Raw genomic sequence first — 14,847 nt, 5'->3', positions numbered from 1 at the left:
GATAGACCGCGGCGGAGGCAGTGATGCAGCAACCGATCGATTCCACGCGCGAGAAGCGCAACAGCGTCATCGTACGGGCGATGGTCCGCGCACCCGGCGGGACTGCCGTGGAACGGCGCGTCCGCAACCTGTCGCGCTCGGGCGCCTGCGTCGAACATGCCGGCGACCTGCGCGACGGGATGACGGTCGTGCTCCAGATCGGCACGATCCAGGACCTTCGGGGCCAGGTGATGTGGATCACCGATCGCCTCGCCGGGCTAAGCTTCGCCGAGGCGATCGACCTCGAGGAAGCGCGCAAGCCCCGCGGGGTCGGCGTGCGGCCGCAGGCAGGCTGGATCGCCGAGATCAACGACGCCTATCGCCGATAGGCGCTGGCCCCGGCCGGGGTGCGACGCGGTCCGTCCCCAACGCATGCCCATCCCCGGCCGGTAAGGCCGCGGACCGCGCGCGACGTTCGCCAGCGGGTCCGGCGTCCCGCCCTTGCGCCACTCCCCCACATACGCAAAACCCTCCCGCGCGGGTGCGCAGGAGGGTTTGCGACGTCACCGAAGACGGGATCGCCTCAGGCGACCGCAGCCTTCAATCGATCGACCAGATCGGTCTTTTCCCATGTGAACAGGTCGCCCTCCGCCTCGCGGCCGAAATGCCCGTAGGCGGCCGACTTGACGTAGATCGGCGCGTTCAGCTTCAGGTGCTGGCGGATCCCCTTGGGCGTCAGACGCACGAGCTGCGGCAGCACCTGCTCCAGCTTCGCCTCGTCGACCGTCCCGGTGCCGTGCGTGTCGACATAGACCGACAGCGGCTCGGCGATGCCGATCGCATAGGACAGCTGGATCGTGCAGCGCTTCGCGAGTCCGGCCGCGACGACGTTCTTCGCGAGGTAGCGCGCGACATAGGCGGCCGAGCGATCGACCTTGGTCGGATCCTTGCCGCTGAACGCGCCGCCGCCGTGCGGCGCCGCGCCGCCATAGGTGTCGACGATGATCTTGCGACCGGTCACGCCGGCGTCGCCGTCGGGGCCGCCGATCTCGAACGCGCCCGTCGGGTTGATGTAGACCGCGGTCTCGTCGGTGACGAACCCGGCGGGCAGCGTGCTTGTCAGCACGTCGGTGACGTAGCGGTGCAGCTCGTCATACTTGGCGGGATCGGCGTTCTGGCCCTGCAGGCAATAGCCGGCCTTGTGCTGGGTCGATACGACCAGCGCGGTCGCGCGCACCGGCACGCCGTTTTCGTATTGCAGCGTCACCTGGCTCTTGGCGTCGGGCTCGAGGAACGGCGCCTTGCCCGAATGGCGATCCGCCGCCATCGTCTCGAGGATCTTGTGGCTGTAGTATAGCGTGGCCGGCATCAGCCCCGGCGTTTCGTCGGTCGCATAGCCGAACATGATGCCCTGGTCGCCCGCGCCCTCGTCCTTGTTCGAGCCTTCGTCGACGCCCATCGCGATTTCGGCGGACTGGCCGTGCAAATTGTTCTGGAAGGCGAAGGTTTCCCAGTGGAAGCCGGTCTGCTCGTAGCCGATGCGCTTGACGGTGGCGCGCACCGACGCCTCGATCTCGGCGAGCGCGCCATCGGCCCAGGCCCCGTCCTCGTAGACGCCCTTGCAGCGGATCTCGCCCGCGAGGACGACCAGATTGGTCGTCGTCAGCGTCTCGCACGCGATGCGTGCTTCGGGATCCTTCGAAAGGAACAGGTCGACGATCGTGTCGCTGATCTGGTCGGCGACCTTGTCCGGATGACCTTCGGACACCGATTCGGACGTAAAGATGTAGCTGCTGCGCATCACTGCCTCATAACGATATAAAGATGCCTTTATATGTTGCTCCTATCGCGCGGCGCGGCGGATGGCAATCGCCGCCGCGACGAAGCCGAGCGCGACGGCCAGCGCCGCCCAGTTGCCGACGCGGCTGAACGGCGTCGGCGGCAGCGGCGGCGGCAGCGGCATCTCGATCGCGCCCGCGGTTTCGTGCGGGACGCTGGCCAGCAGCGTGCCGTCGGCCGCGATCACCGCCGAAATGCCCGTCGGCGTCGATCGCACGACGGGCAGCCCCTCCTCGATCGCGCGCATCCGGGCCTGCGCCAGATGCTGCGGCGGGCCCCAGCGCCCGAACCATGCGTCGGTCGAGGGGTTGAAGATCATCGCCGGCCGGTGGGCCTCATCGACGACCTGGCCGGAAAAGATGATCTCGTAGCAGATCTGGACCCCGATCGCGCCGAAGCCGGGGATCGTCAGCGTGCGCGGCCCCGGCCCGTCGTCGAAGTCGATGTCGCCCGGCACCAGCCGCGCCAGCCCCAGCGGTCGCAACAGCCAGGGCATCGGCAGATACTCGCCATAGGGCACCAGATGCGCCTTGTCGTAGCGACCGACGATCCGTGCCTTCGCATCGAGCGCGACCACCGCATTGGACGCGCCCGCGACGTCGCCCGCCGCGTCGAAGCGCAGCGGCGTATGCCCGGTCATCAGCACGTCGCGCGGGCCGAGCGTTTGCGCCAGCCGCCAGCGGTTGAACAGCGGGCTCTGCCCGTCGTAGATCCAGCGCGGATAGCCGCTTTCCAGATAATCGCGCATCACGCCTTCGGGCCAGAGGACCAGCCTCGGCCGTGGACCGGGCCGCCCCGACCACCGCCGCAGCGCCGCGAGCATCGTTTCCTGATCGTCCTGTCCGCGCGCATCCTGGCCGATGTCGGGCTGGACGACGCGCAGCAGCGGCGCGTCCGGCGCGGCGGCGGGCGCGTGCGTCCAGAGCGCCGATACCGCCGCCACCACCAGCAGCGCCGCGATCGCCGCCGGCAGCCGCCAGCGCCGCTGCGCCAGCGGGAGCAGCGACACCGCCGCCAGCACCGTCACGCCCGACAGCGCATAGGTTCCGATCCACGCCGACAGGCGCGCGACGCCGATCACCGGCAGCCAGATCACCGCGACCGGATCCCAGGCGTAACCGGTGAACAGCACGCTGCGCAGATATTCGCTGCCGATCCACGCCGCCGCCCAGACCAGCGCATAGGCGGCATCGGGCCGCCCCCGCCGGCCCCCGCGCCGGCCCCCACGCCGGTCAACGCGCCAGCCGATCGCTGCGGCGAGCATCGGAAAGACCGCCAGATACAGCGCCAGTCCGACCGCGGCGAAATAGCCCAGCACCGGCGGCATCTTGTCCTGGAAATCGAAGGCGTGTTGGAACCAGTTGTTGTTGACCGTGAAATGTCCGACGCCCCAGCACCAGCCGAGCCACGCGGCCGTGCGCAGTGTCGGCGCGCGGTGGACGAGCGCGGCAAGCCCCGCCAGTCCCGCGAGCGTCAGCGGCCAAAGCTGCAACGGCGCGAAGCCGCACGCGGCGATCGCGCCGAGAAACGTTACGAAAAGGGCGGGACGGCGGAACGGGACAGCAGGCATCGCCGCCGCCTGTACCGCGCCCGCCGGTCAAAGTCCCGCGCGGCGATGACGCGGCGTCGCCGCGATATCTCCCACCCCTCGACACCCCGGCGAAAGCCGGGTCCCGGCTGGCAGGCCGCCGTACGTCATACCCGAGGGTCGCCTGACGGGCCCCCCGCCCCCGCCGGGGAAGACCGGGGGCATGCCGTCCGGTCCGGCCGCGCGGAGGCTTGCTGCCCCGCGCTGCGTTCACGGCCCCCGCGACGGGGCCATCGTCGATTAGACACCCGAACGGCCCCGGCGTCCCGACGCGACACCGGACGCGCCGCACGCACGCCGCCGCCAAGGCCGGTCTGGCATCCGCCCCTGCCCCGTCCTATCTCCAGCCGATGCCGCTCCGCCCGTTCCACCTCGCCTTTCCCGTCCACGACCTCGCCGCGGCGCGCGGCTTCTATGGCGGGACGCTGGGGTGCGCGGAGGGGCGGTCGAGCGACCAGTGGATCGATTTCGACCTGTTCGGGCATCAGATCGTCGCGCATCTCGATCCCCGCGCCCGCACCGTCGCGGTCGAGAATGCGGTGGACGGGCATCATGTGCCGGTGCCGCATTTCGGCGTCGTGCTGACGATGCCCGACTGGCATGCGCTGCGCGACCGGGTCGCCGCCGCCGGCGTTCGCTTCGGCATCGAGCCCCATGTCCGCTTCGCCGGGCAGGCGGGCGAGCAGGCGACGATGTTCTTTTACGACCCCTCCGGCAACGCGCTGGAATTCAAGGCGTTCGGAGACGACGCTATGCTGTTCGCCACCGGAAAGGATCCTGCATGAGCGCGCCCATCGAACTCAATATCCCGCACCAGTTGGGCAAGGAGCCGGTCCGCCAGCGGCTCGACGGCGGCATCGGCAAGATCGGCCGGATGATCCCCGGCGGCGCGCAGGTCGAGCATCGGTGGGAGGGCGACACCATGCATTTCACCGTCGCCGCGATGGGTCAGGCGATCGGCTGCCGCGCGACGGTGTCGGACAGCAACGTCCATGCGATCGTCGACCTGCCGGGATTCCTCGGCCTGTTCGCCGGCAAGATCCGCGACGTCATCCAACAGGAAGCGCCCAAGCTGCTGAAATGACGCCGCGCGGGCCGGCGGGCGCGTCTTAGCCCATGTGACGCTTGTCGAGCTTCCGCGCCAGCGTGCGCCGATGCATCCCGAGCCGGCGGGCGGCTTCGGAAATGTTGAAGTCCACATCGGCAAGCGTCTGGTGGATATGCTCCCATTCCAGCGTCTTGATCGACGTCGGCGGCGCCACCGCGATCGTCGCGTCGGCATCGCCGTCGACGCGCGCGAAGGCCGCCTCGATATCGTCGGTATTCGCGGGCTTGGTCAGGTAATTGGTCGCCCCGAGCTTGATCGCCTCCACCGCGGTGGCGATGCTGGCGAAGCCGGTCAGCACGACGATCCGCATCGCCGCGTCGAGCGCATGCAGTGCCGCGACGCAGGTCAGCCCGGACGCACCGCCCAGCCGCAGGTCGACGACCGCATGGTCGGGGCGGAACGCCGCCACGACGCGCTCCAGTTCCTCGGGCCCGGGCAGCGTCGCGACCGCATAGCCGCGCCGTTCGAACGATCGCGCCAGCGTCCGCGCGAAATTGGCGTCGTCCTCGACGATCAGCAGCCGCCGCTGGCCGGTCATGCCGGCGCCAGTGCGAGGCTGGCGAGCGGCAGCCGCAACACCGTCTCCGCGCCCCCGCCCGGCAGGTTGCGCGCCTGCAACGTCCCGCCGAGCGTGCGCAGCACGTTGGTGGCGAGGAACAGGCCCAGCCCCGCGCCGCGCCGATCCTTGCTGCTGTTGTACGGCCGCCCCAGCGCGGCGAGCACCTCCGCCGGAAAGCCCCCGCCGTCGTCGCGCACGTCCAGCACCAGCATCGCCTCCTCCAGCCGTGCCGTCATCGTGATCGTCGCCGCGCCCGCCTCGGCCGCATTGTCGAGCAGGTTGGTCAGCGCCTGTCCCAGCGCCCGGTCCGCGACGATCGGGCGATCTTCGCCCAGCCGGTCGTCGAACGCCAGCGATCCGGGCCATGTATCGACGATCCCCGCCAGGAACCGGCGCAGCGTCGTGCGCTCCGGCGCCTCGCCCGTCACCTCGCCTGCTGCGAACAGGATGCCCGACACGATCGTCTTGCAGCGCATCAACTCCGCCTGCATCTCGTCGACTTCCGCCGCCAGCCGCGCCTCGCCGCGGATCGCGGGTTCGCTCTTCCAGTCGCCGAGCAGGACCGAGATCGACGACAGCGGCGTACCCAGTTCGTGCGCCGCGCCGCTCGCGAGCAGGCCCATGCGCACGATATGATCCTCCTCCGCCGCGCGCTGCCGCATCGTCGCCAGATGGGCGTCACGGCTGCGCAGATTGGCCGCGATCCGCGTCACGAACAGCACCAGCAGCACCGCGGCGAGCACGAAATTGCACCACAGCCCCAGCACATAGGCCGGCGACAGCGTCGTCGCGAGCCACGGCGGCAGCACCAGCGGCGGGCTGAGCAACGCGACGCCCGCGAACGCCGCAGAGGTAAGCCCGACCAGCGCCCAGCTCGACCAGGCATGCAGCAGGACCGCGCCCATCACCACCTGCAACAGATAGAGCGACACGAACGGGTTCGCCGCGCCGCCACTCAGATGCAATTGCGCGGTCAGCGCCAGCACGTCGCATGCCAGCGCGCCGAACAGCTGGAAATTGGTCACCGGCCAGTGCGGATGGCCCAGCCACGTCATGACGTTCAGCATCACGAGCGCCGCCAGCACCACCGCCATCGGCGCGATCGGCAGGCGGATGCCGAAGCCGTAATGGACGGTCAGGATCGTCGCCAGCTGGCCGCCGACCGCGAGCCAGCGCAGCAGCACGAGCAACCGCATGTTGCGCGCGGCCGCATCCTCCGGTGCGGGGGGTGGCAGGCGGGTCGCTTGGGTGGCCATCGCGACGCATCCTACGCCGTATTGCGGCGCGACGCGACGGCGCAAAACCGCAGGCCGCTGCGGGCGGGGACGGGTCAGGTCCTCCCTGGCGTCGGAGGCACGCGACCGCTGCCGCGTGCCTCCCGCGTCCGGCGTCAGCCGATCTTCGCGGCCAGTTCGGCGATACGCTTGCCTTGGTAGCGCGCGCCCGCCAGTTCCTCGTCGTGCGGCTGGCGCGAACCGTCGCCGGCGGCGATCGTCGTCGCGCCATAAGGCGAACCGCCGCGAACCTCGTCGACGCCCATCTGGCCCTGGAAGCCATAGTCGAGCCCGACGATCGTCAGCCCGTGATGCAGCAGGTTGGTGATGATCGAGAACAACGTCGTTTCCTGGCCGCCGTGCTGGCTCGCGGTCGAGGTGAACGCGCCGCCGATCTTGCCGACCAGCGCACCCTTCGCCCACAGCCCGCCGGTCGTGTCCCAGAATTGCGCCATCTGCGCCGGCATGCGGCCGTAGCGGGTCGGCGCGCCGACGATGATCGCGTCATAGGCGGCGAGCGCATCGGGGCCTTCGATCACGGGGTGCGCGGTATCGGTCTTGAAATGCGCCGCCTTCACGATGGCTTCGGGCGCGGTTTCCGCGACGCGGCGGATGTCGACCTCCGCCCCGCCCGCGCGCGCGCCCTCGGCCATCGCGTCCGCCATCTGCTCGATGTGGCCGTAGGACGAATAATAGAGCACCAGAACCTTGGTCATGCGAACGTCTCCAATGATAGGTCCCGGCAAGGATGGGCCCGTGCCGGGGTCGCGTAAACGGAAACGATGGAAACCGATCGTTTCTGCGCTAGGTTCCTCCGGGACGGCGCCGGACGACGCCCGCGGAGGACGACGATCATGCGGTTACCCGACCTCGAAGCCTGGGCGATCTTCGCCGCGGTGGTCGAACAGCGCTCGTTCAGCGGCGCCGCGGATGCGATCGGCCGCAGCAAGGCGACCGTGTCCAAGGCGATCACGCGGCTGGAGGAGCATATCGGCCAGTCGCTGTTCCACCGCACGTCGCGCCGGTTGACGCTGACCGAGGCGGGCCGGCCGCTCGCCGACCATGCCGCGCGCATCCTTGCCGAGGCGCATGCGGCGGAAGAAGCCGCGCGCGACGCGGCCAGTTCCCCCACCGGCCGCGTCCGCCTCGCCGTGCCGATGAGCTTCGGGATCAGCAACGTCGCGCCATTGCTCGCGCAATTCCTCGCCGCGCATCCCGGCGTCGAGATCGACCTGCATTGTTCGGACGCGCGCGTCGATATCGTCGCGGAAGGGTTCGACGTCGCGCTGCGGATCGGCGACCTGCCCGACAGCAGCCTGCGCGCGCGCCGGCTGTGCGACATCGCCGCGCACCTCGTCGCCGCGCCCGCCTATCTTGCGACGCACGGCACGCCGGCGCATCCCACCGACCTCGCCCGGCACCGCATCCTCGGCTATTCCAACGTGCACGGGCCGTGGCATTTCCAGCATGCCGACGGCAGCGACATCGCGATCCGCCCGCGCGGGCCGCTGACCGCGAACAGCGGCGAGGCACTGCTGCCGGCACTGGTCGCGGGGCTCGGCATCGCCCGCCTGCCCGGCTTCATCGTCGGTCCGCATCTCGCCAGCGGCGCGGTGGTCGAGATCTTGCGCGACTGGGCGCCCGCTCCGATCGGGCTGCACATCCTGACGCCGCCAAGCCCGCTGCGACCCGCCCGCGTCGAGGCGCTGATCGCGTTCCTGTCGGCCACCCTGCGCGATCCGTGCGCGGGCCACGACTGAGCGGCGGCCGCGTCAGCCCTCGCCGCGCGCGACCTGGAAACCGGCGAACGACTGGCTCACCGGCATCAGCTCCAGCCGGTTGATGTTGAGGTGCGGCGGCAGCGTCGCGACCCACAACATGGTCGCCGCGATATCCTCCGCCGTCATCGGGTCCGCACCCTTGTACAGCGCATCGGAAGCCGCCTGGTCGCCGCCGGTGCGCACCGTGGTGAATTCTGTCTCGACCATCCCCGGCTCGATCGAGGTGACGCGCACCCCCTTGCCGTGCAGGTCCGACCGCAATCCCAGCGAGAATTGCTCGACGAACGCCTTGGTGCCGCCATAGACGTTGCCGCCCGCATAGGGATAGGTCGCCGCGACCGACGACAGGTTGATGATCGCCCCCTTGCGCGCGACCAGCCCCGGCAACAGGCGGTGCGTCAGCCCGACCAGCGCGGTGACGTTGGTCGCGATCATCGTGCGCCAGTCGTCGAGGCTCGCCTCCTGCGCGGGCCGCGTGCCGAGGGCCAGCCCGGCGTTGTTGATGAGCAGGTCGATGTCGCGCCACGCCGCGGGCAGCGCATCGATCGCCGCGGCGACCGCGGCCTCGTCCGCGATGTCGAACGGCAGTGCGTGCACCGCCTCCGCCCCCAGCCGCGCCTGCAACGCGGCCAGCCGGTCCGCGCGCCGTCCGGTGGCGATCACCCGCCAGCCCGCACCGACGAATTCGTCCACCGCCGCAGCCCCGATGCCCGATGTCGCGCCGGTGATGAATGCGGTCGGGGTCATGCCTTGTCCTTCATATGAGAGCGGGGCACCGACGCCCCACCGGCCGAAACGACCGATCGTGGCGCGCGGAACACCGTGCCGTTCCATAGGGGCCGGATGCGATGGCGTAAATCGAGGCACGGCAGCTGCCGGACACGGGCGTCCGTCATCCGACGGTCCCGCGCGCCTTGCGACTTACTGGTCATAGTCCAGTTCATGGGGCTCGCACGTCCACGGCGGGTAGATGATCGGCATCGGGCCGAAGTGTCGCAGGCCCGATCGTGCGCGACGTTCGACCAGATCCGTGTCCGGATCGATCGCGTCGGGATGGAAATAGACGACCTCGAACCGACCGTCGCGCAGCAGATATTCCATTTCCATCCACCGCTCGGTGCCGGTCTGTGCCTTCCACAGATCGTGGAGCGCATAGGGCAGGTCCGGTATGACCGGCCGCCGGTACAGCACCCGATCGTCGAGGTCCTTGAAGATCGACTCGCCGATCATGTCGTGATCGAGCTCGGCGTAGAGCAGCGTGTCGTGGCGTGGGCAATCCCTGTCCTGCCCCAGCAACCGGCCGATCTCGTCGAGCAGTCGTTCGGTTTCGTCACTTGCCACCGCGTCTCTCCGACCGTTCGTTTGGAAGCTTCTGGCTCTTCTCCACGCCATCGACCGTCCACCCTATGTCGATGGCGCTCGGCCGGGCCGATCCACCGGGAAACCGCGGCACGATCCTGACCGTGACCATCCTGCGGTCCCGCTTGTCCCTCGCCCACTCGTTCTCGAGCGCGCGGTACCGGCCCCGATTGATACCGGCATCCTGTGCGAAGTGATTGACCGCTTCGGCAGGCCCCCTGAACCGCGCCGCGACGTAATGGCCGCCATCGTCGGTCGGGCAACGGTCCGCCCCACCGGCGCGGGCCTGCACTTGGCATATGCCGGTCCACGACGTCGTCCAGATCCACTGCCACGACCGCACACCCGGCGACCTGCGCCCGCCGTCGCGATGACGCTGCCAGCCGTCGCCTCGCGCTCGCGCGGCACCGCCGTCCGTTACCCGACCCAAGCCGTCCAGGCCGGCGGCGGCGGCGTGACCGGAACCGCGGGCACGCCGTCGAGCCGGGCGAGCAGGTCCGCATCCGGATCGGTCGCGCGCGGAGCCGGATCGTAGGCGCGCTGCAGCGCCGCACCCAGGCCCTTGAGAATTGCACGATCGGTCATGACCGGCTCCGACTGGTTCGTTCGAGGTACGATCGTCCCGCCGCCCTGGACGCACCGGCCTGCGGGACCGGCGGATGGCCGGCACCGTATCCGGGCGACGCCCAGCCCGTGGATGCCGCCCTAAGCCTTTGTTTGATGTGCGTTTGCGCGGGTCCGGCTTCACGTCCGGTTAGCATGTCGGCCCTAATCGCGATGGTGGGCCGCACGTCACGACGGCTCGTGTTGGTGAGGTGCCCGATGACGAACGTTCGCCTTCTCATCATCGAGGATTCCAGCACGGCCCGCGCGATCATCGAGCGTCTGGTCGTCGAGGAGCCGGGCGCCGAGGTCGTCGGCGTCGCCGCCGACGCCGAGACCGCAAGAACCCTGCTCGACGTGCTGAAACCCAATCTCATCACGCTCGACCTCAACATGCCGGGCGCGGGCGGGCTGGCGTTCCTCGACCGGTTCGCGACGCCGCGCCACGCGCCGATCGTCGTCCTGTCGTCGTCGACCCGGTCGGGATCGGACCGCGCCGCAGAGGTGATGAAGGCCGGCGCCGCCGCCTTCTTCGACAAGAGCCTGCTGACCAAGGAAGCCGGCCGCTTTCGCGCGATGCTGCGCAAGGTGCTCGCCAAGCGCGAGCACGAAACGTCGAAAAGCGTGTTCGAGCGATAGGAGGAGGCCGCCACGTTCAGACGATCCGGTCGGTCGCCCGGCGCCCCTGCTTGCGCTCCGCCGCGACGAATTCGGACGAGCGCAGGTTGATGCGATCGTAGAGTTCGAGCAGCTGGTCGACCTCGTCGACGACGGTCTGCTGTTCGCGGCGGAACCGCTCGCTCGCATCGGCGGTCGGCGTCCCGCGCTGCCCGTCATGCAGCGTATAGCCCTGATCGATCAGCCAGATGGTGTCCTGGGCCCGCGATCTCTGCCGCCGGAGGTGAAACACCCATTGCTCGATGACGCCCGACGGTACCAGTCTTTCGATTTCACCCATGCCGTCCACGCTACGCAGCAAATCGCGTACGCGCCAGCACCCAGGTCCCCCGATCGCGGCTGCCATGGCATCGCGACGGGGGCGCGCCCCGACGGATGGATGCCGATGCAGCGCAAGACCGCGCCCGGCGAGCAGCCCGGGCCGTGTCGCTATGCCAGCGCGCGCCTGCCCCGGCCGGCGTCGCGACCAGGGTATATGCCGGTCATTCCCACTCGATCGTGCCGGGCGGCTTGGAGGTATAGTCGTAGACGACGCGGTTGACGCCCTTCACCTCGTTGACGATCCGCGTCGCGACGCGGGGCAGGAAGTCGCTCGGGAAGTCGAACACCTCGGCGGTCATGCCGTCGGTCGAGGTGACCGCGCGGAGGGCCAGCACATGGTCGTAGGTGCGCCCGTCGCCCATCACGCCGACCGTGCGCACCGGCAGCAGCACCGCGAACGCCTGCCAGATCGCATCGTAGAGGCCGGCGTTGCGGATTTCCTCGAGATAGACCGCATCCGCCTTGCGCAGGATGTCGCAGCGTTCCTGCGTCACCTCGCCGGGGATGCGGATCGCGAGGCCGGGACCGGGGAAGGGATGGCGGCCGACAAACACGTCGGGCAGCCCGAGTTCCCGGCCCAGCGCGCGCACCTCGTCCTTGAACAATTCGCGCAAGGGTTCGACGAGCTTCATGTTCATGCGCTCGGGCAGGCCGCCGACATTATGATGGCTCTTGATCGTCACCGACGGACCGCCGGTGAAGCTGACGCTCTCGATCACGTCCGGATAGAGCGTGCCCTGCGCCAGGAACTCGGCGCCGCCGATCTTCTTGGCCTCCGCCTCGAACACGTCGATGAAGGTCTTGCCGATGAACTTGCGCTTCGCCTCCGGGTCGGTGACGCCGGCGAGGCCGTTCATGAACAGCGTCTGCGCCTGCACATGGACGAGCGGGATGTTGTAATGGCCGCGGAACAGACCGACGACCTGCTCGGCCTCCCCTGCCCTGAGGATGCCGCCATCGACGAAGACGCAGGTCAGCTGGTCGCCGATCGCCTCGTGGATCAGCAGCGCGGCGACGGACGAATCGACCCCACCCGACAGGCCGCAGATCACCTTGCCCGTTCCGACCTGTTCGCGGATCTCCGCGATCTTCGCCTCGCGGAACTCCGCCATCGTCCAGTCGCCGGCGAGGCCGCAGACGTGGCGCGCGAAATTGGCGATCAGCTTGCCGCCGTCGGGGGTGTGGACGACCTCGGGATGGAATTGCACGCCGTAGAAGCGCCGCGCCTCGTCGGCGACCATCGCATAGGGCGCGCCCTCCGACGTCGCCACCGGGGTGAAACCGGGCGGCAAGGCGTCGACCTTGTCGCCGTGGCTCATCCACACCTGATGCCGTTCGCCCTCCGCCCACAGGCCGTCGAACAGCGCGCACGGCGCCTTCACCTCGACGAACGCCTTGCCGAATTCGCCGCCGTCGCCCGAGACGACGACGTTGCCGCCCAGCTGCGCGCTCATCAGCTGCTGGCCGTAGCAGATGCCGAGGATCGGCACGCCCGCCTCGAACAGCGCCTGCGGTGCCCGCGGGCTGTCGTTCGCGGTGACCGAGGCCGGGCCGCCCGACAGGATGATCCCGGCCGGACGGAGCCGGTCGAACGCCGCCTGTGCCGACTGAAACGGCGCGACCTCGCTGTAGACGCCGGCCTCGCGCACGCGGCGGGCGATGAGCTGGGTCACCTGGCTGCCGAAATCGACGATCAGGATGGTATCGGTGTGCTGCATGGCGCCGGCCTTAGCGGCGCGGGCCGGCGAGGCCAAGGGGCCGGCCGGCGGGCCCTGCCCCGTCCGGCGACCCGGCCTTGCCGCGGCGGGCTTCAGCGCTCTGGCCGAAAACGAAAAGGGCCGCACCATCGCTGGCACGGCCCTTCCCTTTAAAGCCCGATCCGGCAAAGCCGGGTCGTCGAACGAGGGTTGAGCCTCGTCGCAGCCCGATGCGGCTCAGGCCGCCTCGTCGAAATCCTCGTCCGACTGGACCGGACCCGAATCCTGGCCCTTGGCCGACACGTCACGATCGACGAATTCGATGATCGCCATCGGCGAGGCATCGCTGGCGCGGATGCCGGCCTTGATGACGCGGGTGTAGCCCCCGTTGCGGTCCGCATACCGCGGCCCCAGGACTTCGAACAGCTTCACCAACTGCGCGTCGTCGAGCAGGCGCGCATGCGCGAGACGACGGTTGGACAGGCCACCCTTCTTCGCGAGCGTGATAAGCTTTTCGACGTAGGGGCGCAGTTCCTTCGCCTTGGCGACGGTCGTGGTGATCTGCTCATGCTTGATGAGCGCGGCCGACATGTTGCGGAACAGCGCAAGACGATGGGCCGAGGTACGTTGCAGCTTACGGCCGCCGACGCGATGACGCATGGTAACTTCCTTCGTTCGTTAAGGGGCCGTGTCACGGTACCCCAGAGCAGGCGGTTTACGTTCAGGGGACCGCCGTTTGCCCCCTTCGGAAAATCACAAAGAGTCATGCCGGAGAGCATGTCTTTCGATGGCCGGATGGCGGTGCGGCGAAGCCGCACCGGTCACGTCGACCGGGACGGTGTCGCGACTTCGTCGCTTCCCCGCCCGTCGGCCGAGCTGGCGCCGTCTCGGAGATAGCTTGCGCTATCTCCGTGCGGCTTCGCTCAGCCCATGATCTCCTGTTCCAACTTCTTCGCCATCTCTTCGATGTTCTCGGGCGGCCAGCCCGGGATTTCCATGCCGAGGCGCAGACCCATGGAAGACAGGACTTCCTTGATCTCGTTCAACGACTTGCGGCCGAAGTTCGGGGTCCGGAGCATCTCTGCCTCGGTCTTGCCGACGAGGTCACCGATGTAGATGATGTTGTCGTTCTTCAGGCAGTTCGCCGAGCGCACCGACAGTTCCAGCTCGTCGACCTTCTTGAGCAGGTAACGGTTGATCTGCTGCGTGTCGCCCGCCGTCTCGCCACCGGCCGCAGGAGCGGCCGCCTGGCCGATCGGAGCGGACGAGCGCGTGATCGCGGAATCGTCGAAGTGCACGAACAGCGCCAGCTGGTCCTGGAGGATGCGGCCGGCATAGGCCACCGCGTCTTCCGGGGTCACCGTGCCGTCGGTCTCGACCGTCAGCGTCAGCTTGTCGTAATCCAGGTCCTGTCCAACGCGGGTCGGATCGACCTTGTACGACACCTGACGTACCGGCGAATAGAGCGCGTCGACCGGGATCAGGCCGATCGGCGCATCGGCCGGACGGTTGGCGGTCGCGGGCACATAGCCCTTCCCGATGTCGGCGGTCAGCTCCATGTTGAGCGTCGCGCCTTCGTCGAGGTGACACAGCACCAGCTCGGGGTTCATGACCTCGATGTCGCCGGACACGGCGATGTCGCCGGCCTTGACCTCGCCGGGGCCGGTCGCGGAGAGCTGGAGGCGCTTCGGCCCCTCGCCCTGCATCCGGATGGCGATCTGCTTGACGTTCAGGACGATGTCGGTGACGTCCTCACGAACGCCGGCAAGCGAAGAAAACTCGTGCAGCACGTTCTCGATCTTGATCGAGGTGACGGCCGCGCCCTGAAGCGAGGAGAGCAGCACGCGACGCAGCGCGTTGCCGAGCGTCAGGCCGAAGCCCCGCTCCAGCGGTTCGGCGACGAAGGTCGCCTTGCGCTTGCCATCGCCGCCCTTCTTCTCAAGGCCGTTGGGCTTCTTCAGTTCCTGCCAGTTCTTTGCATTGACAGACACAGGTGTCCCCTAATTTGGGCCGGAACGGGGGCAGCTCCAGCCGGGAGAGAGACGCGCGGACTCGTCAGCC

At 69.0% G+C, this 14,847-nt stretch carries 18 protein-coding genes; 5 read left to right on the top strand and 13 right to left on the bottom strand.

The window, feature by feature from the left end; all coding sequences use genetic code 11:
* The first annotated feature begins 23 nt into the window (after positions 1 to 23).
* A complete protein-coding gene (locus tag LPN01_RS13150; protein ID WP_262828868.1) occupies positions 24 to 368 on the top strand; it encodes a PilZ domain-containing protein in 345 nt (114 codons plus the stop codon).
* Between the two features lie 194 nt (positions 369 to 562).
* Here LPN01_RS13150 and metK read toward each other — a convergent pair whose 3' ends face one another.
* Together metK and lnt are read right to left on the bottom strand one after the other, a co-directional pair.
* Complete coding sequence (metK, locus tag LPN01_RS13145) at positions 563 to 1,780, bottom strand: methionine adenosyltransferase (RefSeq protein ID WP_262828867.1); 1,218 nt, start codon at positions 1,778 to 1,780, stop codon at positions 563 to 565.
* Positions 1,781 to 1,822: 42 nt separating this feature from the next.
* On the bottom strand, positions 1,823 to 3,388 hold the full coding sequence (lnt, locus tag LPN01_RS13140; protein WP_262828866.1) for an apolipoprotein N-acyltransferase: 1,566 nt from the start codon (positions 3,386 to 3,388) through the stop codon (positions 1,823 to 1,825).
* Between the two features lie 368 nt (positions 3,389 to 3,756).
* Between lnt and LPN01_RS13135 the strand changes: the two genes are divergently transcribed.
* Both LPN01_RS13135 and LPN01_RS13130 read left to right on the top strand, forming a co-directional pair.
* Positions 3,757 to 4,191, top strand: a complete 435-nt coding sequence (locus tag LPN01_RS13135) for a VOC family protein (protein WP_262828865.1) — start codon at positions 3,757 to 3,759, stop codon at positions 4,189 to 4,191.
* Positions 4,188 to 4,490, top strand: coding sequence for a polyhydroxyalkanoic acid system family protein (locus LPN01_RS13130; protein WP_262828864.1), 303 nt, complete (start codon positions 4,188 to 4,190; stop codon positions 4,488 to 4,490). Before LPN01_RS13135 ends, LPN01_RS13130 begins: the two co-directional genes overlap by 4 nt.
* A 25-nt stretch (positions 4,491 to 4,515) precedes the next feature.
* Here LPN01_RS13130 and LPN01_RS13125 read toward each other — a convergent pair whose 3' ends face one another.
* From LPN01_RS13125 to wrbA, 3 genes are all read right to left on the bottom strand, one after another.
* The gene (locus LPN01_RS13125; RefSeq protein WP_262828863.1) at positions 4,516 to 5,052 is read right to left on the bottom strand and encodes a response regulator transcription factor; all 537 of its coding nucleotides are present in this window, start codon (positions 5,050 to 5,052) and stop codon (positions 4,516 to 4,518) included.
* Positions 5,049 to 6,329, bottom strand: a complete 1,281-nt coding sequence (locus LPN01_RS13120) for an ATP-binding protein (RefSeq protein ID WP_262828862.1) — start codon at positions 6,327 to 6,329, stop codon at positions 5,049 to 5,051. The genes LPN01_RS13125 and LPN01_RS13120 overlap by 4 nt, the downstream gene beginning before the upstream one ends.
* Positions 6,330 to 6,463: 134 nt before the next feature.
* A complete protein-coding gene (gene wrbA, locus LPN01_RS13115; RefSeq protein WP_262828861.1) occupies positions 6,464 to 7,063 on the bottom strand; it encodes an NAD(P)H:quinone oxidoreductase in 600 nt (199 codons plus the stop codon).
* 138 nt (positions 7,064 to 7,201) lie between these two features.
* Here wrbA and LPN01_RS13110 point away from each other — a divergent pair, with 138 nt between their 5' ends.
* Positions 7,202 to 8,107 carry a LysR family transcriptional regulator gene (locus LPN01_RS13110; protein WP_262828860.1) on the top strand — a complete coding sequence of 302 codons (906 nt, stop codon included), beginning with the start codon at positions 7,202 to 7,204 and terminating at the stop codon, positions 8,105 to 8,107.
* Positions 8,108 to 8,119: 12 nt separating this feature from the next.
* On the opposite strand, the gene LPN01_RS13105 is transcribed toward LPN01_RS13110, so the two are convergent.
* The 4 genes from LPN01_RS13105 to LPN01_RS13090 all read right to left on the bottom strand — a co-directional run bounded on the left by LPN01_RS13105 (position 8,120) and on the right by LPN01_RS13090 (position 10,072).
* Positions 8,120 to 8,875, bottom strand: a complete 756-nt coding sequence (locus LPN01_RS13105) for an SDR family NAD(P)-dependent oxidoreductase (RefSeq protein ID WP_262828859.1) — start codon at positions 8,873 to 8,875, stop codon at positions 8,120 to 8,122.
* 174 nt (positions 8,876 to 9,049) lie between these two features.
* Positions 9,050 to 9,469 (bottom strand): hypothetical protein, encoded by a 420-nt coding sequence (locus tag LPN01_RS13100; RefSeq protein WP_262828858.1) that lies wholly within the window; start codon positions 9,467 to 9,469, stop codon positions 9,050 to 9,052.
* On the bottom strand, positions 9,459 to 9,779 hold the full coding sequence (locus LPN01_RS13095) for a DNA/RNA non-specific endonuclease (protein WP_262828857.1): 321 nt from the start codon (positions 9,777 to 9,779) through the stop codon (positions 9,459 to 9,461). The genes LPN01_RS13100 and LPN01_RS13095 overlap by 11 nt, the downstream gene beginning before the upstream one ends.
* Before the next feature lie 125 nt (positions 9,780 to 9,904).
* Positions 9,905 to 10,072 (bottom strand): hypothetical protein, encoded by a 168-nt coding sequence (locus tag LPN01_RS13090; protein ID WP_262828856.1) that lies wholly within the window; start codon positions 10,070 to 10,072, stop codon positions 9,905 to 9,907.
* 237 nt (positions 10,073 to 10,309) lie between these two features.
* Between LPN01_RS13090 and LPN01_RS13085 the strand changes: the two genes are divergently transcribed.
* Positions 10,310 to 10,729 carry a response regulator gene (locus LPN01_RS13085; protein ID WP_262828855.1) on the top strand — a complete coding sequence of 140 codons (420 nt, stop codon included), beginning with the start codon at positions 10,310 to 10,312 and terminating at the stop codon, positions 10,727 to 10,729.
* 16 nt (positions 10,730 to 10,745) lie between these two features.
* Here LPN01_RS13085 and LPN01_RS13080 read toward each other — a convergent pair whose 3' ends face one another.
* The 4 genes from LPN01_RS13080 to LPN01_RS13065 all read right to left on the bottom strand — a co-directional run bounded on the left by LPN01_RS13080 (position 10,746) and on the right by LPN01_RS13065 (position 14,777).
* Complete coding sequence (locus tag LPN01_RS13080) at positions 10,746 to 11,048, bottom strand: hypothetical protein (RefSeq protein ID WP_262828854.1); 303 nt, start codon at positions 11,046 to 11,048, stop codon at positions 10,746 to 10,748.
* Between the two features lie 202 nt (positions 11,049 to 11,250).
* Positions 11,251 to 12,807 (bottom strand): glutamine-hydrolyzing GMP synthase, encoded by a 1,557-nt coding sequence (guaA, locus tag LPN01_RS13075; protein ID WP_262828853.1) that lies wholly within the window; start codon positions 12,805 to 12,807, stop codon positions 11,251 to 11,253.
* Positions 12,808 to 13,023: 216 nt separating this feature from the next.
* Positions 13,024 to 13,446 (bottom strand): 50S ribosomal protein L17, encoded by a 423-nt coding sequence (rplQ, locus tag LPN01_RS13070; RefSeq protein ID WP_262828852.1) that lies wholly within the window; start codon positions 13,444 to 13,446, stop codon positions 13,024 to 13,026.
* A 263-nt stretch (positions 13,447 to 13,709) separates the two neighbouring features.
* On the bottom strand, positions 13,710 to 14,777 hold the full coding sequence (locus LPN01_RS13065; RefSeq protein WP_262828851.1) for a DNA-directed RNA polymerase subunit alpha: 1,068 nt from the start codon (positions 14,775 to 14,777) through the stop codon (positions 13,710 to 13,712).
* Positions 14,778 to 14,847 lie beyond the last annotated feature (70 nt).

Origin of the sequence: Sphingomonas sp. A2-49 (genome assembly GCF_025548555.1) — a bacterium.
In the GTDB taxonomy this organism is placed as follows: Bacteria; Pseudomonadota; Alphaproteobacteria; order Sphingomonadales; family Sphingomonadaceae; genus Sphingomonas.
This window is presented reverse-complemented; position numbering and strand designations above follow the sequence as displayed.